Below are 24,623 nucleotides of genomic sequence, written 5' to 3' on the forward strand. Positions count from 1 at the left end.
GTAGCGGGACTGGTGTGACCACTGCGACGACCAACCGGTCAGTCTTGATGTCACGCGGGAGTCCCGCGTTCCCCTGAGGGGCACGCGGGGCCCCCGCGTGCTCCAGGAGAGTACGAAAGCTCCCCGCGTGCACTCAGTCCTCGTGCTGGCGGCCCAGTTCGACGGAGCGGTCGCGGGCCGACTCGATGGCCGCCAGCAGGGCCGCGCGGACGCCGTGCTTCTCCAGCTCGCGGATCGCCATGATCGTCGTGCCCGCCGGTGACGTGACCGCCTCGCGCAGGATGACCGGGTGCGACTGGCCCTCCGCCAGCATCGTCGCGGCGCCCACGGCCGACTGGATGATCAGCTGCGAGGCCAGGTCACGGGGGATGCCGAGCAGGATGCCCGCGTCGATCATCGCCTCGACGAGGAAGAAGAAGTACGCCGGGCCGGAACCGGACAGGGCGGTGACGGCGTCCTGCTGCGACTCGGGCACCACCGCGACCTTGCCCACGGTCGACAGCAGCTCCTCGACGACCTTGAGGTGCTCGGGCGTGGCGTTGGACCCACCGGAGATGGCGCTCATCGCCTCACCGACGACCATCGGCGTGTTCGGCATGACCCGCACCACCGGCGTGCCCTCCGGCAGCCTGCGTTCGAACAGGGCGGTCGGCAGGCCCGCGCACAGCGACACGACCAGCGCGCCCGGCTTCAGCACCGGCTTGAGGTCGACCAGCAGCGGCTCGATGTCCTGCGGCTTGACGGCGACGATGAGCACGTCCGCGCTCGCCGCCGCACCGGCCACCGTGGTGCCCTCGATGCCGTACTGCTCGGTGAGCGAGCGCGCACGGGCCTCGTGCTTCTCGGTGAACATCAGATCGGCGGCCGGACGACCGCCCTGCAGAAGCCCGGACAGCAGCGCCTCACCGATCTTGCCCGCGCCGAGCACCGCGATCTTCGTCATCGGTCAAGTCTCACACAGCGGGTGTCAGCGCCAGCTGCCGTGCCTGGCACACCAGCCGGCCGGTCGCGTCGATGACGGTGGCGTCCTCGTCGAACCACTGCCCGTGCACCGCCTGGCAGGTGACGTGGATGCGCAGCCACCCCGGTGCCGGCCGCGCCCGCAGCAGGGCCGTCAGCTGCACCGTCGGCGACCACCCGAACCGGCCGAGGTTGAACGTCACCGGCATCGACAGGTCGCCCGCGAGCAACGCGAAGAGCAGGTCGGGGTGCTCGTCGACCGGCCGCGCCCACAGCTTGAACGTGAGCGGCCCGTCCGTGCGCCGTTCGAGGAACGCCGCCGACTCCCGGTCCACCCGCAGGTCGCACAGGGCGCCGACCTTGTAGGCCCCGCCGGTCGGGAACGACGCCAGCTCGATCGACCCCGGCGGCGGCGCGGCCGGCACCTGCGGCAGGTTCGCGTAGTCGGCCCGGTTCTCCGGGATGCGCCCGAGCGTGACCGACGCCTCGACGCACACCTGACCGCGCTGCTCCAGCGTCACCGCCACCACCGTGGCCGTGCGCCCCGCCTTGCGCAGATCGGTCCTGACCAGCACCGGACCGACCTCGGGCGCACGCAGGAACTGCGCGGACACCGCGAGCGGGTCGTGGCCGGTCAGCTCCGCGGCGGCCCTGGTCATGACCGCGAGCAGGAACCCGCCGTGCGGCTTCGGGCCCACGGTCCACTCGGCCGGGAGCGAGGCGGTGAAGGTTCCGTCACCGAGTGACCGCACCGCGCTGGACTTCGAGAAGGTCATGAGCGGCTGGCCAGCGACCGCAGGAAGAAAGTCACGTTGGCAGGCCGTTCCGCAAGTCGCCGCATGAGATATCCGTACCACTGCTCGCCGTACGGGACATAAACGCGCGTCCCGAGCCGCTTCTGCTCCTCCGGCCGGATGCCGTAGAGCATCTGGAACTCGAAGTCGGTTTTGTCATACCACCGCGCCCGCTCACCGATGATCTCGATGAGCCGCGGGTCGTGCGTGCCGAACATCGGGTACCCCTCTCCTGCCAGGAGCACGTTGGCGCAGCGCACGTAGTTCAGGTCCACCTCGTGCGGGTCCTGGATCGCCACCTCCGGCGGCTCCGCGTAGGCGCCCTTGACGAGCCGGACCCGGCTGCCCTCGTGGCTGAGCGCCCGGCAGTCGTCGAGCGTGCGGTGCAGGTAGCTCTGCAGCACCGCCCCGACCCACGGCCACGTCCTGCGCAGCTCGCGCAGGACCTCCAGCGTCGAGTCGGTGGTGGTGTGGTCCTCCATGTCGAGCGTGACCGTCGTGCCGCACTGCTCGGCCGCCGCGCAGATCCGCGAGGCGTTCGTGAGCGCCAGCGACTCGTCCAGCGACTGGCCGACCGCCGACAGCTTCACGCTGACCTCGGCGTTCGCCGCCAGGCCTGCGGCGTGCAGGGCGTCGAGCAGCTCCAGGTAGGCCTGGACGGTCTTCTCCGCCTGCGCCTTGTCGGTGGTGTCCTCGCCGAGGTAGTCGAGCGTCACCGGCAGTCCGAGATCGCGGACGACCCGCACGGCGTCCGCCGTCGACTCGCCGGCCACGAACCGCCTCACGACGTCCCGGCTGATGGGCGCGTTGGCGACGAGGTGCCGCACCGCCTCGTTGCGAGACGCGGCCATGATCAACGCTCGCAGCGGGTCCACACCGGAACCCTAACCCGCTGGCCTCCGCCGCTCAGCGCACGCGGGGTCCTTTCGTGCGCTGTGGGAGTACGAAAGCTCCCCGCGTGCACTCAGGACAGGGCGGAGCGAGGGGTCGTGGAGGGGCCGTCGGCCGGCCAGTCGAGGTGCAGCCGCGCGAACAGCAACGCCTCGGCCAGCATCTCCCGCCGGGCCGCCGGGGTCACCGCACGCCGGGTGTTGACCTCCAGCACGACCTGCCCGTCGAACCCGCTGCGGGCGAGCCGCTCGCACAGCTCGGCGCACGGCTGCGTGCCGCGGCCGGGGATCATGTGCTCGTCCTTCGGCGCGCCGGAGCCGTCGGCCAGGTGGACGTGCCGCAGCCCGTCGCCCATCCGCTTCGCCAGCTCCAGCGCGTCCACGTGCGCCGCGGCCGAGTGCGAGAGGTCCAGGGTGTAGTTGGCGTGGCCGACGTCGGTCGGGTCGATGGAGGGCTTGAACGCGGTCATCTGCACCGACCGGCCGCGACCGAGCGGGCGCTTCACCGGGAACATGTTCTCCACGGCGATCGCGATGCCGCTCTCGTCCTCCAGCGACGACACCAGGCCGGCGAAGCCGTCGGCGTACCTGCGCTGCCAGCGGAACGGCGGGTGCAGCACCACGGTCGGCGCGCCCAGGTCCTGAGCGGCCCGCACGGCCTTGCGCAGGCGTTCCACCGGGTCGGGCGACCAGACCCGCTGGGAGATCAGCAGGCACGGGGCGTGCACGGCCAGCACCGGCAGGCCGGAGCGGGTGGACAGGCGGTCCACCGCCCGGATGTCCTGGGAGACCGGGTCGGCCCACACCATCAGCTCGACGCCGTCGTAGCCCAGCTCGGAGGCGATCTCGAAGGCAGCTCCGGCGGGCTGCGGGTAGACCGATGCCGTGGAAAGCCCGACCGGGATGCGGGCCGTCAACTCTTCACCAGCAGCATCGCCGCTGGTGACACGGTGACGATGAGGCCCACGAGGATGGCGAGCAGTGTGGTTTGCAGGTCGTCGGCGCGGCGGATCTTGCGGACCAGCAGCACCAGGCCGACGGTCACGGCCAGTGCGACCACCAGCGCCGCCACGGCCTGGGTGCGCCAGAGGAAGTTGAACGCGAGCCACAGTGCCGCGCCGCCGAGGACGCCGACCGCGAGCTGGCCGATCATGACCAGCCACTCCTTGGCCGGCGACCGCTGCGCGTCCTCCTCCGGGTCCTCCTCGGCCTCGCTGACGTCGTCGAGGCCCGCCGGGCGTTCGTCGTCGTCGATCTCGTCCGCATCGGCGAGGTAGTCGTCCTCGCGGTAGACGGCGTACTCCTGCGAGTCGTCGTCGTCCACGTACGGGCCCGCGTGGGCCGCGGTCGACTCCATCGGCGGCAGCGACAGGTCGGTCTTCTGCAGGTCGGGCTCGTCGTCGCCGAACCACGCGTCGGCGTCGTTGCCGGGCAGCGGCTCCGGCAGCTTCGGCGGTGCGGGCGGCACGATCAGGACCGACTCGGTCTCCAGCGCCGCGATCTGGTCGACCGGCGCCTTCGCCGGGATGCGCGGGAGCTGCTCGGTCATCGCCTCGCGCGGCGGACCGGGGACCGGCAGCGGCACCGACGGCTGGCCGGGCTTCGGCGGGCGCGCGATGTTCGTGCGCGACGCCGGCGGTGCGGCGGGGTCCAGCCGGGACTCGATGCGGGCGCCGTCCGGGCGCGGCAGGTCGGACCGCGAGACGTCGGGCCTGGCCACGTCCGGGCGCGGCAGGTCCGACCGCGACACCTCGGGGCGGGCCAGGTCGGGACGGGGCAGGTCGGAGCGCGACGGCTGGTCGCGGACCGGCGGCACCTGCCGGGTCTGCTCGGCGGCAGCGGCGGGCGGGGGCACGGGAGCGGGCTGGCCTGGTCTGCGGACCTGCGGCGCCACCGGCGGCTGCGGCTTGGGCAGCTGCTGCGACGGCTGCGGCTGCGGGGGCTGCGCTGCCGGGGGCTGGGGTGCCTTCGGGGGTGCGGCGGGCGGTGCCACCGGCGGCACCGGCTGGTAGGCGGTCCGCTCGGAGGACGGTTCCGGTGCGGCGCGGCGACCGGTCGGTGCCGGGTCGTCGTCGCGCACGGCCATGAGCCGGCCGCTGTCGGACAGGACGCGCTCGATGATCGACTGGGGCGCGGTCTCCGGCTGCTGGACGTCGTCGTCGTCCTCCGCGCGGCGGCGTCGCCGACGTGGCGCCTCCCCCGAGCTGCCGCCGTACTGGGCGAGCAGCTCAGCGACAGTGCGCTGCGTGTGCTCCGATCCGCTCTCTCGACTCATCAACTCCACCGTGCCCCGGTCTGGCTGGTACGTCCAGTATCGCTCTGGTCCGTCCCATCAGTGTGGTCCAGCCGCCGGAGGATGACACCCTCCCGGAGCGCCCACGGGCAAATCTCCAGCTGCGTGAGTGACAGGGCTCGCATGGTTGCCTCCGCGACCAGCGCACCCGCGACGAGCTGGTGCGCACGCGAGGTGCTGACACCTTCCAACTCGGCGAGGTCGCTGGCCGACATCCGGGAAATGAACGCGATCAGCTGCCGCAGGCCGGCGTCGGTGAGCACGCGACGCGCCCTGGGCCCGGCAGACGATGGCGCGGCCCCGGTGAGCCGCGCCAGCGTTCGGAAGGTTTTCGAGGTCGCAACCACCCGATCGGGTTCTCCCGCGCGTTTCAGCTTCCGCGCCACGGGCGCGAGCTGCTCGGCGAGCCATTCGGTGGTCTCGCGGACCTCTGACCGCCGTGGTGGGTCCTTCTTGAACCGGGTCCTGGTGAGCCGGCCGGCGCCGAGCGGCACGGAGAACGCCATCTGCGGGTTCTCGTCGCGCCCGACGGCGAGCTCGAGGGAGCCGCCGCCGATGTCGAGGCACAGCAGCTTGCCCGCCGACCAGCCGTACCAGCGGCGGACGGCGAGGAACGTGTACTTCGCCTCGTCCTCGCCCGACAGGACCTTCAGGTCGACCCCGGTCTCGGTGCGCACCCGGTCGAGCACCTCGGCCGAGTTGCCCGCCTCGCGCACCGCCGAGGTCGCGAACGCCATCAGGTCCTCGCAGCCGGAGCGCTTGGCCGACGCCTTGGCGGCGGCCACAGCGCGAACCAGCTGGTCAGCACCTGATTTGCTGAGCATTCCCCCGGCGTCCAGCTGCTCGGCGAGCCGCAGGATCGTCTTCTCGGAGGTCGTCGGGATCGGGTGGGCACCACGATGCGCGTCCACCACGAGGAGGTGGACGGTGTTCGAACCCACGTCAAGGACGCCCAGGCGCACGCCGGAAACGGTACCTGGTCGTGTCCGTCAGGACTCGAACTTGTAACCCAGACCCCTCACGGTCACCAGGTGCCGCGGTGCCGACGGGTCCGGTTCGATCTTCGACCGCAGCCGCTTGACGTGCACGTCCAGCGTTTTCGTGTCGCCCACGTAGTCCGCGCCCCACACCCGGTCGATCAGCTGGCCGCGGGTCAGCACCCGGCCCACGTTGCGCAGCAGGTACTCCAGGAGGTCGAACTCCTTGAGCGGCAGGCTGACGTCCTGGCCGCCGACGGTGACGACGTGGCGCTCCACGTCCATCCGCACCGGGCCGGCCTCCAGGATCTGCGGGAGCAGGTCCTCGGACTCGCCGCCGCGGCGCAGCACCGCGCGGATGCGGGCGATGAGCTCGCGGGCCGAGTAGGGCTTGGTCACGTAGTCGTCGGCGCCCAGCTCCAGGCCCACGACCTTGTCGATCTCGCTGTCGCGCGCCGTCACCATGATCACCGGCACGGCGGAGCGCAGGCGCAGCTGCTTGCACACGTCCGTGCCGCTCATGCCGGGCAGCATGAGGTCGAGCAGCACGATGTCGGCGCCGTTGCGGTCGAACTCCTCCAGCGCCTCCTGGCCGGTGGCCGCGAGCGCTGCGGTGAACCCCTCCTTGCGCAGCAGGAAGGCGAGCGGATCGGCGAAGGACTCCTCGTCCTCCACGATGAGCACCCTGGTCACAGCTCTCCTCCAGTGTCACCCGCGCCGGTGTGGACGAGGGTCGGGTCGATCTCGGTCGCCGCGGCCGGCAGCCGCAGCGTGAAGGTGGACCCCGTTCCCGGGAGGCTCCACAGCTTCACCTCACCGCCGTGGTTGGCGGCGACGTGCTTGACGATCGCGAGGCCCAGGCCGGTGCCGCCGGTGGCCCGCGACCGGGCCTTGTCGACGCGGTAGAACCGCTCGAAGACGCGTTGCTGCTGCTCCTCGGCGATGCCGATGCCGCGGTCGGTGACGGCGATCTCGACGTGCCCGTCGACCAGTCGGCGGCTCACGCTCACCGGGCTGCCGGGCGGGGAGTACGCGACGGCGTTGTCCAGCAGGTTCGTCAGCGCCGTGACGAGCAACGACCGGTCACCGGGCACGACGAAGCCGCTCGGCTCGTCGGTGGTGATCGAGATGTTGACGGACTCGGCGGCGAGCTTGGAGCGCGACAGCGCCTCGTTGACGACGACGTCGATCTCGGTGTCGGACAGCTCCGGCAGCTTCTCCGCGCCCTGCAGCCGCGACAGCGCGATCAGCTCGGTGACGAGCGTGCCGAGGCGGGTGGCCTCCTGCATGATCTTCGCGCTGAACCGGCGGACCTCCTCCTGGTCGTCGCTCGCGTCCAGCACGGCCTCCGCGAGCAGCGCCAGCGCGCCGACCGGCGTCTTGAGCTCGTGGCTGACGTTCGCCACGAAGTCGCGCCGGGTCTTCTCCAGCCGCACGGCCTCGGACTCGTCGTTCGCGTCGACCACGGTGAAGCCCTCGGTGAGCAGCCTGACCTCGGCGTGCACCGCCTCCGGCTGCCGGGCGCGGCGCTGGCCCTCCAGCGGCGACAGGTCGACGTAGACGACCTCGTTGCTGTTGCGGACGGCCTCGGCGGCCTTGCGCGCGCGGTCGTCGACGCGGTTGTTGCGGACGACCCCGAGCTCCTCGGCCCGCGGGTTGTGCAGCACGACGTCACCGAAGTGGTTCAGCACCACGATGCCGTCGTGGGCGTCCTGGACGATCCGCTGCATCAGGTCGGCCACCGTCAGCCCCTCCGGGGCTTTGGGGTTCCTGGGAGCGGTGAACCTGCCAACGAAGAATGCGGCGATCACGCCGATGAGCGCGACGCCGATCGACACAGCGAGGTAACCCGTTGTGGTCACGAGGCGAATGGTAAGCAGCTCAGAGGTGTCCCGGCCTAGTGCCGAAGCGTGAACCGTGATACCCGCGACACCTCAGTGGACGGTTGTTCCGCACCTGGTCAGCCCCTGTTCACCCAACCGTGATGCACGGGGCGGAACGCGGGGGCCCCGCGTTCCCCTCGGGGGAACGCGGGGCCCCCGCGTGACTTTCAGCGACCCTGGTTGGCCACCGCCGCGATGGCGTCCTTCGCGGCCTCGGGGTCGAGGTACTCGCCACCCGGCTTGATCGGCTTCAGGTCCTCGTCGAGGTCGTAGCGCAGCGGGATGCCGGTCGGGATGTTGAGCCCCGCGATGGCCTCGTCGGAGATCCCGTCGAGGTGCTTCACGAGCGCGCGCAGCGAGTTGCCGTGCGCGGCCACCAGCACCGTCTTGCCGGTGCGCAGGTCCGGCACGATCGCCTCGTCCCAGTACGGCAGCATGCGCTTCACGACGTCGAGCAGGCACTCGGTCAGCGGCAGGTCGGGACCCAGCCCCGCGTAGCGCGGGTCGGTGTCCTGGCTGAACTCGCTGCCCGGCTCGATGGGCGGCGGCGGGGTGTCGTAGGACCGGCGCCAGAGCATGAACTGCTCCTCGCCGAACTCCTCCAGCGTCTGCTTCTTGTTCTTGCCCTGCAACGCACCGTAGTGGCGCTCGTTGAGGCGCCAGTCGCGCTTGACCGGGATCCAGTGCCGGTCGGCGGCGTCGAGCGCCAGGTTCGCGGTCATGATCGCGCGGCGCATCAGGCTGGTGTGCAGGACCTCCGGCAGGACACCGGCCTCCTTGAGGAGCAACCCGCCGCGGCGGGCCTCCTTCTCGCCCTTCTCCGACAGGGGAACGTCCACCCAGCCGGTGAACAGGTTCTCCGCGTTCCACGTGCTCTCGCCGTGGCGGAGCAGCACCAAGGTTCCGACAGACATGGCGGCTAGCCTGCCATGCCGGACCTCCCGCCGTACCCCGTCCCCACGCTGACGAAGGCAACCGCTTGTGTCGTCAGCCAGCTCTGACAGCGCACGCGGGGACCTTTCGTACTCGCGGGGAGCGCACGCGGGGAGCTTTCGTACTCTCGGAGAGCACGAAAGGTCCCCGCGTGCGTTCACCACATACGGCGAACGGCCCCGGCGGTGATCGAGCCGGGGGCGTTCGGACCGCGGTCAGACCTGTTCGCGGGAACGGAGGTCCTTGCGGAGGATCTTGCCCGACGCCGACTTCGGGATCGCCTCGATGAACTCCACCACGCGCACCTTCTTGTGCGGTGCGACGTGCGCGGCCACGAACGACATCACCGCGTCCGCGTCGATGGTCGAGCCGGCCTGGCGCACCACGAACGCCTTCGGGACCTCCTCGCCGTCGGCGTCGCGGACGCCGATGACGGCCGCGTCGGCGACCTCCTCGTGGGTGAGCAGCACGGCCTCCAGCTCGGCCGGCGGGACCTGGTAGCCCTTGTACTTGATGAGCTCCTTGACGCGGTCGACGATCGAGACGACGCCGTCGTCGTCGATCACGGCCACGTCGCCGGTGCGCAGCCAGCCGTCCTCGTCGATGGTGGCGGCGGTGGCGTCGGGGTTGTTCAGGTAGCCCTTCATGACGTTCGGGCCCTTGCACCACAGCTCGCCGCGTTCGCCGACGCCCACGTCGGAGCCGGTGGCCGGGTCGACCAGGCGGCACTCCAGGTTCGGCACGATCAGGCCGACGGTGCCGACCGAGATGTCGTCGCGGCCGTCCGGGATGGCGTGGCTGACCGGGGACATCTCGGTCATGCCGTAGCCCTGCACGACGCGGCAGCCGATGCGCTTGCGGACGGCGGCGGCGAGGTCGGCGTCGAGCGGGGCGGCGCCGGAGAAGAGGGTCTTCAGCGGGGACAGGTCGTAGTTGTCGACGATCGGGTGCTTCGCCAGCGCGACGGCGACCGGCGGGGCGATGTAGACGCGGTCGGTCTTGTGCTCGGCGATCACGCGGAGGAACTCGGGCAGCTCGAACTTCGGCAGGGTCACGACGACGCCGCCGATGTAGAGGCCGTTGTTCATCAGGACCTGCATGCCGTAGATGTGGAAGAACGGCAGCACCGCGAGGATCCGGGTGTGCGGGCCGACGTCGCTGAGGATCGACTGGCACTGCACGATGTTCGCCACCAGGTTGCGGTGCGTGAGCATCACGCCCTTGGGCAGCGCGGTCGTGCCGGACGAGTACGGCAGCACCGCCACGTCCTCGGCCGGGTCGATCTCGACCTCGGGCACCGGTTCGGTGTTGGCGAGCAGCTCCGGCAACGACGGGTAGCCCTCGGCGCCGTCGAGCACGACGACGTCGGTGACACCGGCCTTCGCGGCGCCCGGTGCGGCGTTGGGGAGCAGCACCGACACCGTGAACAGCATCTTCGCGCCCGCGTCGTGCAGCTGGTGGGCCACCTCGTCGGGCGTGTAGAGCGCGTTGATCGTCGTCGCCGTGGCACCCGCGCGCAGGATGCCGTGGAACACGACGGCGTAGTACGGCGTGTTCGGGCTGAGGACGCCGACCACGTCGCCCTTGCCGATGCCCCGCGCGGCCAGTGCGGCGGCCAGGCGGTCGACGGCACCGGCGAGCTGGCCGTACGTGAGCGACGTGCCGGACATGCCGTCGATCAGCGCAACGCGGTCCACCCGGTCGGCGATGTCGCCGAACAACAGCTGGTGCAGCGACACGTCGGGGATCTCGACGTCGGGGAACGGACTGCGAAAGACCATGCGGCGACCTCATTCACTCGCTGTACACCCAGCCTGCGCCGTCATCGTGAGCCAGCCCACTGAACAGGTCAAGCAAGTCGGGATCGCTACAGAGACGTTACTTCGCGCCGCTAAATACACTCGAATGGAGCAATCCGAGCACTTGTGATCGCAACCAGGTATCTGGGAAGTTGGTCACGCCTCCGCGAGTCGGCTCCCACGCTTAACTCGACAAGCGGACGGCAAGGGCGCGGTTCGTCATCCCCCGTCGGATCGCGTGGCCCGCTTGAGATCCGTCGGCTCCCCCCGTCCACGGATCGACGCAGCGGGGACCTTTGACGCGGGACGGCTCGATGCGACTCCCCCTCTCTCCCGAGCCGTTCCGCGCTTCACAAAGGACCACTCTCAGTAGATCGTCAGGCGTCTGCTTCGACCGTTGGAGTGACACGCTTCCGGCGACGCAGCCAGAAGATCACCGCCACCGTGGGCGCGCCGAGCACCAGGACGAACGGCAGCAGGCCGCCGACCCCCACCAGCACCAGTCGCAGCACGTGCACGAGCGCGTTCCAGCCGGCCACGAAGGCGTCGCCGAACCCGGTGCGCTCCGGCGCCGGCGGTGCGATCGGGGTGGTGCTGACCTGCACCGTCAACGTCGCCAGCGCGGCCTTGCCCTTCAACGACTCGCTGCGCCGCTGCAACGACTCCAGCTCGCTCTGCCGCTTGGTCAGCTCGCCCTCGACCTGCGCGATCTCGGCCGTCGACCCGGCCCGCTCGAACAGCACGCGCAACCGCTCGACGCTGGCCTTCTGCGTCGCGATCCGCGCCTCGACGTCGACCAGCTGGTCGGTGACGTCCTCGCTGCGGACCTCGCTGCGCGTGACGTCGCCGTAGTCCTCCAGGCTCCGCACGACCCCGTCGAGCTCGTTCGACGGCACCCGCACGGTCACGCTCCCACGAGCCTGGGTCGAGCTCTCCTGCCCGGCGAACCCGCCGACCTGCTGGGCCTTCGCCTTGATGTCGCTGATCGACCGCAGCACGTCGTCGCTGCGCAGGTCGACCGTCGCCGTGCGGACCAGCTGCCGTTCCTGCTGCTGCACCGACTCGGCGGACTGGTTCTGCTGACCGCTGTTGTCCTGCTGCTTCTGCGCCCCCGTCGGCTGTGCGGCACGCTGCTGCGGTGCGGCGTTCTCCGCGACCGACGAGCCACCGGAACTCTTCGAGTCCGCGCCGCACCCCGTCGCGAGGACGGCCAGCAACGCGACTCCCACCCACAGCACTCGTCTGCTCATGCCCGTCGGACGGAGCGGAGGGCCGCCGGAGTTGCCGTCCAGACCGAAACGAGGCGGCGCCTACTCCGAAACGAGATGTTCGAAGGCCCGCAGGTTCGCCAGCGACTCGCCGCGCGACACCCGCCACGCCCACTCCCGCCGGATCGCGTCGGCGAACCCGATCTCCAGCAGCGGGTTGAAGTCGCCGTCGGCGGCCTCCAGCACCTGGCCCAGCACCCGGTCCAGCTCGTCCGGGGTCACGGCGTGCTTGCCGATCCGCCCGACCAGGTGGATGTCGCCCTCGGCGTCGATCGTGTAGTGCACCCCGTAGAGCCGGGCGTTGCGCCGCAGCAGGAACCGGTAGACGTCCTCGAACGACTGGTCCGGCCGCCGGCACACGAACGCCTCGACGACCAGCGCGTGCGCCGTCTCGACCAGCCACACGTTGGTCTGCAGCTTCTTGGTGCCCGGCAGCGTCACGAAGAACCTGCCCTCTTCACGACGGTCGTACTCGATCTCCCGTTCGTCGAGGAACGACTTGATGACGGCGTCGACGGTCACGCGAAAACCTCCCGGCGGAACACTTCTGCCGCCTCCTGGTACCCCGCGAGCAGGGCGTCAGTCGTGCGGTCCCAGGAGAAGCGTCGCGCATGGCCGACCGCGTTGCTCGCCAGGTGCTCGCGCTGCGGCAGCGCCACGTCCGCGAGCGCCCGCGCCCAGGCCTCGGCCTCGTGGCCGTGCACCAGCACCCCGGACACACCGTCGTTGACCGCCACCGGCAGCCCGCCGACCGCGGCCGCGACCACCGGCGTCCCGCAGGCCTGCGCCTCCAGCGCCACCAGCCCGAACGACTCGTTGTGGCTCGGCACCGCGACCAGGTCCGCCGCCCGGTAGACCTCCGCCAGCGCCGCTCCCGGCTGCGGCGGCAGGAACCGCACCACGTCCGCGATCCCCAGCCGGCCCGCGAGCTCCTCCAGCGCCTTCGGCTGCTCCAGCCCGCTGCCCGACGGCCCGCCGACGACCAGCACGACCAGTCGCGACCGCAGCCCGGGGTCGCGGACCAGCATCTCCGCCGCGGCGCGCAGCAGCACGTCCGGCGCCTTCAACGGCTGGATCCGGCCGACGAACGCGAGCACCACGGCGTCCGGCGGGATGCCGAACCGCTGCCGCGCCGCGGCCTGGTCACCCGGCGTGAAGCGGTCCAGGTCGACCCCCGGCGGCACCACGGCCACCTTCGACGGCTCCGCCTCGTACAGCTTGACCAGCTCGGCGGCCTCGATGTCGGTGTTGGCCACCAGCCGGTCCGACTCGGCGACCACCTGCTCCTCGCCGATGACCCGCATCCGCGGCTCCGGTGCGTCGCCCTCGGCCAGTGCGAGGTTCTTCACCTTGGCCAGCGTGTGGGCCGTGTGCACCAGCGGCACGCCCCAGCGTTCCCGCGCCAGCCAGCCGACCTGCCCGGACAGCCAGTAGTGCGAGTGGATCGCGTCGTAGTAGCCCGGCTCGTGCCGCGCCTCGGCCCTCAGCACGCCCGCGGTGAACGCGCAGAGCTGCCCCGGCAGCTCCTCCTTGCCGAGCCCTTCGAACGGCCCGGCGGCGACGTGGCGCACCCGCACGCCCGGTGCCAGCTCCGCGACCGGCGGCAGCTCGCTGGACGTCGCGCGCGTGAAGATCTCGACCTCCACGCCCCGCCGCGCCATCCGCGTCGCCGTCTGCACGATGTAGACGTTCATGCCGCCCGCGTCGCCCGTGCCGGGCTGCTCCAGCGGGGAGGTGTGCACGCTCAGGACCGCGACCCGCTTCACCGGACCACCTTCTCGAGGTCCGCGGCGAAGCGGTCCCGCTGCTCCAGGAAGGGCGCGTGCGCGGTGTCGGGGTAGAGGCTCAACTCGGCTCCGGGGATCAGGGCGGCGGAGTACTCGGCGGCGGCAGGGGCGACCACCTGGTCTTGGGTTCCGTGCACCACCAGGGTCGGCACGTCGACGGCCCTCAGCACGTCGGCGCTGCCCACGTCCCTGCGGAACAGCTCCCCCCGCACCTTAGGGCTCGTGGTGAGGGCGGCGGCAGTGAGCGCGTCGACCGTCCCACCAGGTAGACGCGGTGCCATCGCACGGCAGAAGTCCGCGAGCGCGGCGTCGTCGGTGATCGCGGCGGGCAGCGCGGCCCGCATGACCGGCCCCGTCTCGCCGCCGGGGCGACCGCGGCCGATCTCGGTGATGGCGCCCACCAGCACCAGGCCGGTGATCTGCGCGGTGCCGTGGAACCTCAGGTGGTCGGCGACCACGAGACCGCCGTAGGACCAGCCGACGACGGTCGCGGGGCCGGTGTGGTCGAGCACGGCCTTGAGGTCTGCGGCCCACCGCGCGCTGTCGCGGTAGTCGCCGAAGTCGTCGGACTCGCCGTGTCCGCGCAGGTCGACGGCGTAGGTGCGGAACTCCGGCAGGTCCCAGGCGGCACCGGTCTGCGCCCAGCCGTGGACGAGCACCACCGGTGGCGCGTCAGGAGGTCCCGCCGCACGGACGGCCAGTCGTCCCCCACCGGCCACCGTCACGCGTGTCAGCTGCACACAATGACGAACGACCTGGTCGACGCACACATTCCCCTCAGCCCGAACGTCACGCGGGGGCCCCGCGTTCCCCTGTGGGAAACGCGGGGCCCCCGCGTGACAGCTGGAGCAGCAGGGGGCGCCTACTTGACGGCGGACTTCTCCTTCCACTGCGCCCACGGGATCTGCCAGTCGTACCAGTCGAACTGCGCCGGCAGCGTGGTGATGGAGCCGGTCACCTCGACCGGGTCACCGACCAGCGCCGAGTCGTAGTACGCCTTGGCGTCGGCCTCCAGCAGGTTCGCGCAGCCGTGCGAGGTGTTGTTCTTGCCGATGTTCGCCGCGTTGTCGTTGTTCTCGTGGATGAACTCGCCGTGGTTGGAGAACCGCACGGCCCACTTCTTCACGACGTTGGTGTAGCCGTAGCGCGGGTTGTCGAACGAGAACGTCTCGTGCTTCGACATGACCACGAACGTGCCGTTCGGCGTGGTCAGCTCCGGGTCGGCGTCCCGGCCGAACGAGGCGGCGTAGGACGCGACCTGCTGGCCGTCGCGCAGCACCACGAGCTGGTGCGTCGGGTTGTTGATCTTCACGACCTGGTTGCGGCCGATGGTGAACTCGCTGGTCACGTCGGCCTTGCCGAACGCGCCGCCGCCGTAGTTCACGCCGTAGAGCTTGGCCTCGACCTTGACCTGCGTGTTCGCCGGCCAGTACTGCTCAGGCCGGTAGTGCACCTCCTGGGCGGTCAGCCACGCCCACGAGCCCTGCACGTTCGCCGAACTGGTGACCTTCAGCGCTTTCTCGACGGTCGCCTTGTCCTGCACCGGCGCCTCGAACTTCACCATGATCGGCGCCGCAACGCCGACGGTCTGGTTGTCGCCCGGCCACAGCGTCGCGCGGGTCTGCGAGCCCGGCGCCACCGTGGTGAACGACCCCGTGAGCTCGACCGGCTTGCCGTCGGTGCCGACGGCCTTGCCCGAGTAGCTGTAGGTCTTGCCGTAGCCGAGGGGCTCGGCGTTGGTCCACCCGGTCCTGTCCTCGGTCAGCGTGCCCTTGACCTCTTTGCCCTCCGGTGACTTCAGCGCCACCGCCTCCAGCTTGCCGTCCACCACCGCCACCTGCACGGGGGACGTGACCTGGACGTCCTTGGTGCCGTCCACGGGGGACACGGTCACCTTCGCGGACGGGAGCGAACTGTCCGGCTTCGCGGACCCTGCTTCGACGCTCGAGCACGCGGACAGCAGCATCAGGCCGGCGAGCAACGCACCAACGGTTCTCTTCACGGTTCTGACCTCCACAAACCAAGACGTCCAGCCCGACCGCCTGGTGCGAGTGATGTCAGTCACACCCGGGTCGACGCCTACGATCGGGGTCGTGAATCGACCTGTCGCAGTAGTGACCGGAGCGAGCGCGGGCATCGGCGAGGCGACCGCGCGGCGGCTTGCCGCCGAGGGGTTCCACGTCGTGCTCGGCGCACGTCGTCTGGACCGTCTCCACGTTATCGCGAAAGAGATCGAGGGGACCGCGATCGAGCTGGACGTCACGGACGCCGGCTCGGTCGCGGCGTTCGCGGAGGGGGTACCCCACGCGAACGTCCTCGTGAACAACGCGGGTGGTGCGCGCGGTCTCTCGACCGTCGCCGAGGGCGACCCGGACGAATGGCGGTGGATGTGGGAGTCGAACGTGCTCGGCACGTTGCTCGTCACCAAGGCCTTCATCCCGAAGCTGATCGCGTCCGGTGATGGCCACATCGTGTCCGTGACGTCCGTCGCGGCACGTGACGCCTACGACAACGGCTCCGGCTACACGAGCGCGAAGCACGCGCAGTCGGCGCTGCACCGGACGTTGCGCGGCGAGCTGCTCGGCGAACCGGTGCGGGTCACCGAGGTCCTGCCGGGCATGGTCGAGACCGACTTCTCCGCCAACCGGTTCGGCGGCGACACCGAGCGCGCGGCCAAGGTCTACCAGGGCCTCACGCCGCTGACGGCCGACGACGTGGCGGACGTCATCGCGTTCGCCGTCACCCGGCCCTCGCACGTGAACCTCGACGAGATCGTGCTCAAGCCGCGGGCCCAGGCTTCCGCGACTCGGGTACACCGGGTGTGAGCAACTCCACGTCCAGCAGGCGCAGGACGGGCTCGATCGGGTTCGCGAACCCGGTCGTGCCCGTTCCGCCGACGTAGAGCCCGACGACCCGGTTGTCCGCGTCGACGAGCACCGCGCCCGAGTCGCCGTGGTCGCCGAAGCGCTCGGCCGAGTGCACGCGGACCTGGTCGCGCAACGTCCGCACGCCCAGTTCGGCACCGAAGTCGAGCCGCAGCGTCGCGTCCACCGACGTGACCACGCCGTAGGTCAGACCCGTTGTGCGGCCCCGTTTCCGCACCGACGAGCCGACCACGGCCGGTGCCGTCCCGGTCAGCGCGCCGACGTCGAGCACCTCCGCGCGGAACGGCCGGCCGCCCATCCGCAGCCCCGCCGCCGAGACCGACCCGGCCAGCGCGGCCCGGTCGAGCACGGCCACCTGGTCGGCACCTACCAGCCCACCGTCCACTCTGGACGGGTGCAGGAACTCGTCGCCGACCGCCCACGCGTCGTCCACGCAGCCGACGTGGAACGTGGTGAGCCCCACCACCTTCCGGTCTTCGCGGGTCACCGCGAACGCGCCCAGCGTGCCCACGACCACGTAGTCGCCCGCGACCGGCACGTCCGGCGGCACCATCCGCACCGCGCGCGCCGGGCCGATGCTCAGACCGCCGCGCAGCACCGGATGCCGTTCCGCCGCACCGGGTTCGCCGAGCACCTCGGCCGAGCGCGAGAGCCGCGCCCGGTGCAGCACGACCGTCTCCGCGACCACGTCGGTCGGCACGCCGGCGACCTCCGGCGGGATCTGCTGCGGGTGCTCGGGTCCCTTGGTGCACACGTAGACCACGATCGCGGTCCGGCCGGTGGGCCGGCCGCCGGTGTACTTCTCGCCGATGTCGACGCCGATGACGCCGGGCCGGGCGAGGAACTCGTCCTCGACCATCCGCTTGACCGGCCGGATGACCTCTCGCGCGCTGTCGTCGAGGTGGCTCATGGCAACCTCCGTTCCACCCCTACCTCAATGAAACACGCGAAGTAGCCGTTCGTCACACGGAGTCACCCGGACGGCGGTGGGAGCCGGGGAGCTACAGCGAGACGCCCACGAAGACCGGCTCGGGGTGCAGCTCGACGCCGAACGCCGACCGCACCCCGTCGCGCACCTCGCGCGCCAGGTCCAGCAGGTCCTCGGTGGAGGCGGTGCCGCGGTTGGTCAGCGCCAGCGTGTGCTTGCCCGACAACGCGACCCGACCGCCGGGACCCTGGTGGCCCCTGCGGAAGCCGGCGCGTTCGATCAGCCACGCGGCGGACAGCTTCCGGAAGCCGTGGCCCGCCGGGTAAGTCGGCACGTCGACGTCGGTGCCGAGGCGTTCCGCGATGCGGATCAGCACGCCGGAGAACGTCGAGTCGTCGAGGATCGGGTTGGTGAAGAACGAGCCGGCGCTCCACGTGTCGTGGTCGGCGGGGTCGAGCACCATGCCCTTGCCGCGGCGCAGTTCCAGCACGGCCTTGCGGGCGGCGTCGGCCGGCACGCGGTCGCCCTGCGCCACGCCGAGGACCCGCGCCAGCTCGGCGTAGCGGATCGGCGCGGACATGCCGCCCGCGGTCAGCGAGAACCGGGTCCGCAGCACGACGGCGTTGTCCGTGTTCTTCAACACGCTGGTGCGGTAGGCGAGGCCGAGCTTGGCCGCGGGCACCTGGTGCACCTTGCCGCTGCGCCGGTCCAGCAGGTCGACCGACTGCAGCACCTGGGAGATCTCGACGCCGTACGCGCCGACGTTCTGCACGGGCGTGGCGCCGTTCGAGCCGGGGATGCCGGACAGGCACTCCAGTCCGCCGAGGCCCTGCGCGACCGCCTCGGCGACGACCGCGTCCCACTCCTCGCCGGCCTCGACGGTGAACTGGACGATGCCGCCGCCCAGCGGGTCGAGCCGGAAGCCCTTGGTGGCGACCTCCACGACGGTGCCGTCGAAGCCGGAGTCGGAGATCACGAGGTTGGACCCGCCGCCGAGCACGAGGACCTTCTCGTCGGCGGCGGCGTCGGCCGTCCGCACGGCGTCGACCAGCTCGGCTGCGGTCGTGGCGTGGACGAACCGCGCGGCCGGTCCACCGAGTCGGAGCGTGGTGCGCTCGGCCAGAGGCACGGACTGCGTGGTGGTCACGGACGTCAACGGTAGCCTCCGCGACATGGCACGCCGCATCGAGCACCACACCACCTCACCCCGTTCGGCGGAGGAGGTCTTCGGCGCGATGGTCGACGAGACCCACCTGCGCGACCGGCTGGCCGCCATCGGGGGCCCGAACGCCGAGCTGATCTCGTTCACCTCGGTGGAGGGGAAGACGTCGTACCAGCTCAAGCAGGGCGTGCCCGCCGAGCACCTGCCGTCGGTCGCCAAGGCCGCGCTGGGCGGCGACCTGGTGATCCAGCGCACGGAGAACTGGGCGGCGGGCGCGGGCACGGTCGAGGTGACGATCAGTGGCGTGCCCGGCCGGCTCGAGGGCGCGTTCACGATCACCGACGACGGCGCCGGCTCGAAGCTCACCCTCACGGGGGAGGTCAAGGTCGGCATCCCGCTGATGGGCGGCAAGCTCGAGAAGATGATCGCCGAGCAGGTCGCCGTGCTGATCGACAAGGAGAGCGAGTTCACCTCGCGATGGCTCGAAAACCGCGGCTAGCGGCCGGCCGGGCCCGAGCGCTCGGCCTGCCCACGCGCGGCACGACCAACCCGAACCGCCTGCGCCGGGTCGACCGGTGGATGACCGGCACGCTCGCGGGGTTCCTGCGCGACGCCGCGGACCCGCTGGTGGTCGACCTCGGGTACGGCGCGACGCCGATCACGACCGTCGAGATGGCCGCACGCCTGCGGGCGGTGCGGCCGGACGTGCGCGTGCTCGGGCTGGAGATCGACCAGGAGCGGGTGGACGCGGGCAAGGCCGTCGCCGACCCGCCGCTGCTCGACTTCCGGCGCGGCGGGTTCGAGCTCGCGGGCGCGCGGCCGGTGCTGCTGCGCGCGTTCAACGTGCTGCGCCAGTACACCGAGGAGCAGTCGTTCGAGGCGTGGGACACGATGCTGTCGCGGATGTCGCCCGGCGGCCTGGTCGTCGAGGGCACCTGCGACGAGATCGGCCGGCGCTGCACGTGGGTGACGTTGTCGGCGGAAGGGCCGCGGACGTTCACGCTGGCGTGCAAGCCGTCCGGCATCGACGTGCCGTCCGACCTCGCCGAGCGGCTGCCCAAGGCGCTGATCCACAGGAACGTGCCGGGCGAACGGGTGCACGCGCTGCTGGCCGAACTGGACGCGTGCTGGGCCACCGCGGCCCCGTTCGCTCCCTTCGGACCCCGTGCGCGCTGGGTGGAGTCGGCGCGGCTGCTGGCCGAGCGCGGCTGGCCGGTGGTGGACGACCGCAAGCGCTGGCGGCTGGGCGAGATCTCGCTCGAATGGGCCGCCGTCGCACCCTAGGGTGGGCCGGTGGACTTCGTCGCGCAGATCGAGAAGCAGGCTTCGTCGTTGCGGTCGGCCGCCGAGCAGGCGGGTCCGGGTGCCGCGGTCCCCACCTGTCCTGAGTGGACGGTGCTGGAGCTGGTGCGGCACATCGCCGAGGTGCACACGTGGGCGGGCACCTGCGTCGTCACCGAACCCGCCGCGGGTCGCCCGGAGTGGCCGAAGGCGCCCCGGGACTGGGACGAGGCGCTCGCCTGGTGGGACAACGGGCTCGCGACGCTCGTGCAACGGCTCCGCGAGGTGCCCGCCGACCGTCCGGCCTGGACGTTCCACGGCCCCCAGGTCGCCGGCTTCTGGGCGCGCAGGCAGGCGCACGAGACCTCGGTCCACCGCCTGGACGCGCAGCTCGCCACCGGTCACGACCTGCCGTCGCTGGTCTTCGGCACCGAGTTCGCGGCGGACGGCGTCGACGAGTTCCTCACGGTCATGATGCCGCGCCAGCTCGTGCTCGGCCGCACCGTCGAGGTGACCGGCCGGGTCCTCGTGCACGCCGCCGACGCGGGACGGGCCTGGGAGGTCTGGCTCGCGCCCGGCGAGGCGCCGGTCGTGACGGACGTGCTCGACTCGGCCGTCGACACCGACGCCACCCTCGCTGGCACCGCCGACGCGGTCTACCGCGCGCTGTGGGCCCGTCCGAGCCACGCGATCGTGTCCGGTGACGAGTCGCTGTTGGCGGCGCTGCCCAGGGCGTGAATACTCGTCCGTCGTGTCATCGCCTGAACGCCGCTATGTGATCACCTTCGGCTGCCCCGACCGCACCGGCATCATCGCGCGGATCTCCACGTTCCTCGCGGAGAACGGCGGCTGGATCGTCGAGGCCGCGTACCACACCGACCCGGAGACGGGCTGGTTCTTCACGCGCCAGGAGGTCCGCGCGGACTCCCTGCCCTTCGACGCCACCGAGCTGCGCACCCGCTTCGCCGACGTGGCGGCGTCGCTGGGCGCGCGGTCGACGTGGACGGTCACCGACACCGGCGAGCGCAAGCGCGTGGTCATCCTCGTGTCGAAGGAGGGCCACTGCCTGTACGACCTGCTGGCCCGCGTCGCGACCGGCGAGCTCGACGTGGAGGTGGCCGCCGTCATCGGCAACCACCCCGAGCTCGGCGACATCACGCGCGCGCACGGCATCCCGTTCCACCACGTCCCGTTCCCCGTGAACGACCCCGAGGGCAAGCAGGCCGCCTTCGCCCAGCTGCGCCAGCTGGTCGACAAGCACGACCCGCACGCCGTGGTGCTGGCGAGGTTCATGCAGATCCTGCCGCCGGAGCTGTGCGCGCACTGGTCCGGCCGCACGATCAACATCCACCACAGCTTCCTGCCGTCGTTCATCGGCGCCCGGCCGTACCACCAGGCGCACCGGCGCGGTGTGAAGCTGGTCGGGGCGACCTGCCACTACGTGACGGCGGACCTCGACGCGGGGCCGATCATCGAGCAGGACGTGCTGCGGGTGCACCACGGCGACAGCGTCGCGGACATGGTCCGCAAGGGCCGTGACATCGAGAAGGTCGTGCTGGCCCGCGGGCTGCGGTGGCACCTGGAGGACCGGGTGCTGGTGCACGGCAACCAGACGGTCATCTTCTAGCCGGCAACACGAGGCATAGGCTTTTCCCGTGCGGACCGAAATCACCGACCTCGACCACCTGCGGGCAGCGCCCGACCTGCGCAAAGCCGTCATCGTCGGGCTGGACCTGACGCGTGAGGACGTGCGCGTGCCGATGGACGGCGCGCTGCTGCTCGGCTGCACGCTCAGCGAGACGATGCAGCGCCGGGCGGAGGCGGCGGGCGCGTTGATCTTCCCGGTGATCCCGGACGTGCCCTACGACGTGTACCGCTCGCACCTCTACACGCCCGGTGAGCTGTTCGCGGGCTTCGACCCGGCTGACCCGAGGACCTACGCCGACACCCCGGACGCGGTGATCTACCGGCACAGCAAGCAGCAGGGCCACCACCCTGACCCGCTGCACGCGCTGGCCGAGCGCCTGCACGACCACTCGATCACCGAGGCGCTCGACGAGGTGCTGACCGGCCGGCCGGTCGCCGTGATGGGCGGTCACGCGCTGGCCCGCGGCTCGGACGGCTACCGCAACGCCGTCGAGCTCGGCGCCGCACTGGGGCGCGCGGGCCTGACCGTGCTGACCGGTGGTGGTCCGGGCGCCATGGAGGCCGTGCCGCTGGGCGTGCGCTGCGGCTCGGCGGACGCCGACGTGCTCGCGCAGCTGGCGGAGGCGCCGTCGTTCGGCGGTGACGACGAGTCGATCGGCCGGTGGCTGGCGGCGTTCCCGGAGGTGCCGTCGTTCGAGGTGCCGCGCACGATCGGCATCCCGACCTGGTTCTACGGCCACGAGCCGCCCAACCCGGCCTGCGAGCTGCACGCCAAGTACTTCGCGAACTCGGTGCGCGAGGAGGGCCTGCTGACCATCGCGACCGGCGGCATCGTCTACACGCCGGGCAAGGCGGGCACGGTCCAGGAGGTCTTCCAGGACTTCACGCAGAACTACTACGGCAGCGTCGGCCCGGCCGCGCCCATGATCTTCCTGGGCACGGCCTTCTGGACCGACGAGGTCCCGGCCGCACCGCTCGTGCAGAAGCTCGCGGCCGGCCGGGACGCCGAGCGGTGGATCCTCGTGACCGACGACGTCGACGAGGCCGTCGCGCTACTGCTCAAGTACGCGGGCGAGCTCGGGTAGCACCTCGGCGCCCGCCAGCGTCAGCAGCACGTCGCCGGGGATGAGGATCTTGGAACCGCGGATGCCGCTGCCCACCACCAGCTCAGGAGCGGCGGCGACCTCGGGCGACACCAGGACCGGCCAGTCCGCGGGCACCCCGATGGGCGTGATCCCGCCGTACTCCATGCCCGTCAACGTCACTGCCTCGTCCATCGGCGCGAACGACGCCTTGCGCGCGTCGAGCCGCCTGCGGATGACGCCGTTGACGTCCGCACGCATGGTCGCCAGCACCATGCAGGCCGCATAACGGATCTCACCGCCGCGCTTGCCCGCGACGACCACGCAGTTCGCGCTGGCCTCCAGCGGTGAGCCGTAGTGGGCGCAGAACTCGGCGGTGTCGGCGAGCGAGGGGTCGATCTCCGCGACGGCGACGCGGTCGGCGCCGTCCAGCTCCTTCAGCGCCTTCGCGACCGGTTCCGCGACCAGGTCGAGGCGCGACAGCACAGGTACGGGTTCCAACGAACCACCGATGGTCCACACACCTCTCATCCTCCCCCACTCCCCCTCCACTTTCCGGCACGCGGGGACCCTACGTTCCCTCCAGGAGGGCACGCGGGGACCCCGCGTGCCCTCCTGGAGTACGAAAGCGCCCCGCGTGCACTTGAAAAGTCGCGTTGACATTGACGTTGCGTCAACCTTTAGCGTCATTGGAGAGCGCGAAGGAGAGAAGAGATGGCCTGGTCGATCGCCCAGGTGGCCCGGATGTCGAAGGTGACGTCCAGGACGCTGCGGCATTACGACTCGATCGGGCTGCTGCCGCCGGCCTGGGTCGGCGACAACGGTTACCGCTACTACGAGAAGGAGCAGGTGCACCGCCTGCAGCAGATCCTGCTGCTGCGCGACCTGGGCCTGGGCCTCGACGTGGTGGCGGAGGTGTTGAACGGCACGGACCAGCTGACCGTCCTGCGCAACCACCACCGGTGGCTGCGCGACGAGCAGCGGCGGCTGGACCGGCTGGCGGGCACCGTCGCGCGCACGATCGCCGAACTGGAAGGAGGGGACGAGGTGAAGATGGAAGAGCTGTTCGACGGCTTCGACGCGAAGAAGCAGGAACGGCACGAGGCAGAGCTCGTCGAGCGCTACGGCGAGGGTGCGAAGGAGCACATCGCCGAGAGCAAGCGGAAGATGAAGGGCTGGAACCGGGCCGACGCGGACCGGTTCATGGCCGAGTGGCAGGACATCGCGACACAGCTCGGTGCCCTGTACGTCGCCGGCGCGGCGGTCGACACTCCGCAGACGCAGGAGCTGGTCGACCGCCACTACCGCTGGATCTGCCTGAGCTGGACGCCCAACCGGGAGTCCTACAAGGGCCTCGGCGACCTCTACGTCGACTCGGACGAGTTCCGGGCCAACTTCGACGTCGAGGGTGCCGGCAACATGGCCGAGTGGACGCGTGACGCCATGGCGCACTACGCCGAGACGCGTCTGAGCTGACGCAGGGCCGGGAGCTGCAGATCCCGGCTACTCGGCCAGCCCGAACGCCTTGAGCGCCTCGCGGTTGAAAGCGGGCAGGTCGTCCGGGTTGCGCGACGTCACGAGCGTCCACCCGTTCATGTCGCAGACGCGGACCTCCTGGTCGGCCCAGTCACCGCCCGCGTTGCGGATGTCGGTCTGCAGGCTCGGGAACGAGGTCAGCATCTTGCCGCGGACGACGTCCGCCTCGACCAGCAGCCACGGCCCGTGGCAGATCGCCGCGACCGGCTTGCCCTGCGCGACCAGCTCCTTGACCAGCCGCACGGCGTCGCCGTCCATCCGCAGGAAGTCCGAGTTGGCCACCCCGCCGGGGATGACCGCGCCGGCGTAGTCGTCGGCCTTGGCGTCGGCGAGCTTGGTGTCGACCGGGAACGCGTCCGCCGGCGTGAGGTGGTTGAACCCGCGCACCTCGCCGAGCTCAGGCGCGAGCAGCCGCGGCGTGCCACCGGCCTTCTCGACGTGCGTCCACGGGTCGGTGAGCTCGACCTGCTCGATGCCCTCCGAGGCGACCAGGAATGCGATCTTCTTCTCAGCCATGT

General features: G+C 71.2%; 26 protein-coding genes. 7 read left to right on the top strand and 19 right to left on the bottom strand.

Annotated elements, in window-relative coordinates; translation table 11 throughout:
- Nucleotides 1–133 precede the first annotated feature (133 nt).
- The 15 genes from proC to ACZ7CD_RS02075 all read right to left on the bottom strand — a co-directional run bounded on the left by proC (nucleotide 134) and on the right by ACZ7CD_RS02075 (nucleotide 15,550).
- Complete coding sequence (gene proC, locus ACZ7CD_RS02005) at nucleotides 134–943, bottom strand: pyrroline-5-carboxylate reductase (protein WP_360399861.1); 810 nt, start codon at nucleotides 941–943, stop codon at nucleotides 134–136.
- A 10-nt stretch (nucleotides 944–953) separates the two neighbouring features.
- A complete protein-coding gene (locus tag ACZ7CD_RS02010) occupies nucleotides 954–1,736 on the bottom strand; it encodes a thioesterase family protein (protein WP_360399864.1) in 783 nt (260 codons plus the stop codon).
- Nucleotides 1,733–2,629 (bottom strand): proline dehydrogenase family protein, encoded by an 897-nt coding sequence (locus ACZ7CD_RS02015; protein ID WP_360399867.1) that lies wholly within the window; start codon nucleotides 2,627–2,629, stop codon nucleotides 1,733–1,735. The genes ACZ7CD_RS02010 and ACZ7CD_RS02015 overlap by 4 nt, the downstream gene beginning before the upstream one ends.
- An 89-nt stretch (nucleotides 2,630–2,718) precedes the next feature.
- On the bottom strand, nucleotides 2,719–3,561 hold the full coding sequence (locus ACZ7CD_RS02020; RefSeq protein ID WP_360399870.1) for a sugar phosphate isomerase/epimerase family protein: 843 nt from the start codon (nucleotides 3,559–3,561) through the stop codon (nucleotides 2,719–2,721).
- Nucleotides 3,558–4,919 carry a hypothetical protein gene (locus tag ACZ7CD_RS02025; protein WP_470378165.1) on the bottom strand — a complete coding sequence of 454 codons (1,362 nt, stop codon included), beginning with the start codon at nucleotides 4,917–4,919 and terminating at the stop codon, nucleotides 3,558–3,560. Before ACZ7CD_RS02025 ends, ACZ7CD_RS02020 begins: the two co-directional genes overlap by 4 nt.
- Complete coding sequence (locus tag ACZ7CD_RS02030) at nucleotides 4,919–5,899, bottom strand: Ppx/GppA family phosphatase (protein ID WP_360399876.1); 981 nt, start codon at nucleotides 5,897–5,899, stop codon at nucleotides 4,919–4,921. Before ACZ7CD_RS02030 ends, ACZ7CD_RS02025 begins: the two co-directional genes overlap by 1 nt.
- Before the next feature lie 27 nt (nucleotides 5,900–5,926).
- Nucleotides 5,927–6,607, bottom strand: coding sequence for a response regulator transcription factor (locus ACZ7CD_RS02035; protein ID WP_360399879.1), 681 nt, complete (start codon nucleotides 6,605–6,607; stop codon nucleotides 5,927–5,929).
- Nucleotides 6,604–7,776: a sensor histidine kinase gene (locus tag ACZ7CD_RS02040; protein ID WP_360399882.1), complete on the bottom strand. Its 1,173-nt coding sequence runs from the start codon at nucleotides 7,774–7,776 to the stop codon at nucleotides 6,604–6,606. The genes ACZ7CD_RS02035 and ACZ7CD_RS02040 overlap by 4 nt, the downstream gene beginning before the upstream one ends.
- A 188-nt stretch (nucleotides 7,777–7,964) precedes the next feature.
- Nucleotides 7,965–8,711 (bottom strand): phosphoglyceromutase, encoded by a 747-nt coding sequence (locus tag ACZ7CD_RS02045; RefSeq protein WP_360399884.1) that lies wholly within the window; start codon nucleotides 8,709–8,711, stop codon nucleotides 7,965–7,967.
- A 234-nt stretch (nucleotides 8,712–8,945) separates the two neighbouring features.
- A complete protein-coding gene (locus ACZ7CD_RS02050; protein WP_470378166.1) occupies nucleotides 8,946–10,511 on the bottom strand; it encodes an AMP-binding protein in 1,566 nt (521 codons plus the stop codon).
- A gap of 395 nt (nucleotides 10,512–10,906) precedes the next feature.
- Nucleotides 10,907–11,779 (bottom strand): DUF4349 domain-containing protein, encoded by an 873-nt coding sequence (locus ACZ7CD_RS02055; RefSeq protein ID WP_470373054.1) that lies wholly within the window; start codon nucleotides 11,777–11,779, stop codon nucleotides 10,907–10,909.
- A 60-nt stretch (nucleotides 11,780–11,839) separates the two neighbouring features.
- Entirely contained in the window at nucleotides 11,840–12,319 is a 480-nt protein-coding gene (locus ACZ7CD_RS02060; protein ID WP_360399893.1) for a type III secretion system chaperone family protein, read from the bottom strand.
- On the bottom strand, nucleotides 12,316–13,563 hold the full coding sequence (gene mshA / locus ACZ7CD_RS02065) for a D-inositol-3-phosphate glycosyltransferase (protein ID WP_470369913.1): 1,248 nt from the start codon (nucleotides 13,561–13,563) through the stop codon (nucleotides 12,316–12,318). The genes ACZ7CD_RS02060 and mshA overlap by 4 nt, the downstream gene beginning before the upstream one ends.
- Complete coding sequence (locus ACZ7CD_RS02070) at nucleotides 13,560–14,324, bottom strand: alpha/beta fold hydrolase (protein WP_470378167.1); 765 nt, start codon at nucleotides 14,322–14,324, stop codon at nucleotides 13,560–13,562. The genes mshA and ACZ7CD_RS02070 overlap by 4 nt, the downstream gene beginning before the upstream one ends.
- Nucleotides 14,325–14,446: 122 nt before the next feature.
- Nucleotides 14,447–15,550 (bottom strand): L,D-transpeptidase, encoded by a 1,104-nt coding sequence (locus tag ACZ7CD_RS02075; protein WP_458434295.1) that lies wholly within the window; start codon nucleotides 15,548–15,550, stop codon nucleotides 14,447–14,449.
- 88 nt (nucleotides 15,551–15,638) lie between these two features.
- Here ACZ7CD_RS02075 and ACZ7CD_RS02080 point away from each other — a divergent pair, with 88 nt between their 5' ends.
- Nucleotides 15,639–16,409, top strand: a complete 771-nt coding sequence (locus tag ACZ7CD_RS02080; RefSeq protein WP_458430104.1) for an SDR family NAD(P)-dependent oxidoreductase — start codon at nucleotides 15,639–15,641, stop codon at nucleotides 16,407–16,409.
- On the opposite strand, the gene ACZ7CD_RS02085 is transcribed toward ACZ7CD_RS02080, so the two are convergent.
- A complete protein-coding gene (locus tag ACZ7CD_RS02085) occupies nucleotides 16,363–17,379 on the bottom strand; it encodes a chymotrypsin family serine protease (protein ID WP_360396878.1) in 1,017 nt (338 codons plus the stop codon). The two genes, ACZ7CD_RS02080 and ACZ7CD_RS02085, sit on opposite strands and share 47 nt — an antisense overlap.
- A gap of 91 nt (nucleotides 17,380–17,470) precedes the next feature.
- Nucleotides 17,471–18,571 (bottom strand): UDP-N-acetylmuramate dehydrogenase, encoded by a 1,101-nt coding sequence (locus ACZ7CD_RS02090; protein ID WP_360396877.1) that lies wholly within the window; start codon nucleotides 18,569–18,571, stop codon nucleotides 17,471–17,473.
- On the opposite strand from ACZ7CD_RS02090, the gene ACZ7CD_RS02095 reads away from it, so the two are divergent.
- The 5 genes from ACZ7CD_RS02095 to ACZ7CD_RS02115 are packed head-to-tail and all read left to right on the top strand — an operon-like array spanning nucleotide 18,570 to nucleotide 22,572.
- The gene (locus ACZ7CD_RS02095; RefSeq protein ID WP_458430102.1) at nucleotides 18,570–19,058 is read left to right on the top strand and encodes a DUF2505 domain-containing protein; all 489 of its coding nucleotides are present in this window, start codon (nucleotides 18,570–18,572) and stop codon (nucleotides 19,056–19,058) included. The two genes, ACZ7CD_RS02090 and ACZ7CD_RS02095, sit on opposite strands and share 2 nt — an antisense overlap.
- Nucleotides 19,037–19,843, top strand: coding sequence for a class I SAM-dependent methyltransferase (locus tag ACZ7CD_RS02100; protein WP_470378168.1), 807 nt, complete (start codon nucleotides 19,037–19,039; stop codon nucleotides 19,841–19,843). Before ACZ7CD_RS02095 ends, ACZ7CD_RS02100 begins: the two co-directional genes overlap by 22 nt.
- 9 nt (nucleotides 19,844–19,852) lie before the next feature.
- The gene (locus ACZ7CD_RS02105) at nucleotides 19,853–20,578 is read left to right on the top strand and encodes a maleylpyruvate isomerase N-terminal domain-containing protein (RefSeq protein WP_470378169.1); all 726 of its coding nucleotides are present in this window, start codon (nucleotides 19,853–19,855) and stop codon (nucleotides 20,576–20,578) included.
- A 13-nt stretch (nucleotides 20,579–20,591) separates the two neighbouring features.
- Nucleotides 20,592–21,467, top strand: coding sequence for a formyltetrahydrofolate deformylase (gene purU / locus ACZ7CD_RS02110; protein ID WP_470378170.1), 876 nt, complete (start codon nucleotides 20,592–20,594; stop codon nucleotides 21,465–21,467).
- Nucleotides 21,468–21,495: 28 nt separating this feature from the next.
- Nucleotides 21,496–22,572: an LOG family protein gene (locus tag ACZ7CD_RS02115; protein ID WP_470378171.1), complete on the top strand. Its 1,077-nt coding sequence runs from the start codon at nucleotides 21,496–21,498 to the stop codon at nucleotides 22,570–22,572.
- Here the strand turns inward: ACZ7CD_RS02115 and ACZ7CD_RS02120 are convergent.
- On the bottom strand, nucleotides 22,540–23,100 hold the full coding sequence (locus ACZ7CD_RS02120) for a YbaK/EbsC family protein (RefSeq protein WP_470378172.1): 561 nt from the start codon (nucleotides 23,098–23,100) through the stop codon (nucleotides 22,540–22,542). The two genes, ACZ7CD_RS02115 and ACZ7CD_RS02120, sit on opposite strands and share 33 nt — an antisense overlap.
- A 183-nt stretch (nucleotides 23,101–23,283) precedes the next feature.
- On the opposite strand from ACZ7CD_RS02120, the gene ACZ7CD_RS02125 reads away from it, so the two are divergent.
- Nucleotides 23,284–24,045: a MerR family transcriptional regulator gene (locus ACZ7CD_RS02125; protein WP_458430096.1), complete on the top strand. Its 762-nt coding sequence runs from the start codon at nucleotides 23,284–23,286 to the stop codon at nucleotides 24,043–24,045.
- Nucleotides 24,046–24,072: 27 nt separating this feature from the next.
- On the opposite strand, the gene ACZ7CD_RS02130 is transcribed toward ACZ7CD_RS02125, so the two are convergent.
- Nucleotides 24,073–24,621 carry a type 1 glutamine amidotransferase domain-containing protein gene (locus tag ACZ7CD_RS02130; protein WP_470369907.1) on the bottom strand — a complete coding sequence of 183 codons (549 nt, stop codon included), beginning with the start codon at nucleotides 24,619–24,621 and terminating at the stop codon, nucleotides 24,073–24,075.
- Nucleotides 24,622–24,623 lie beyond the last annotated feature (2 nt).

It is taken from the genome of Lentzea sp. NPDC036949 (genome assembly GCF_055608075.1).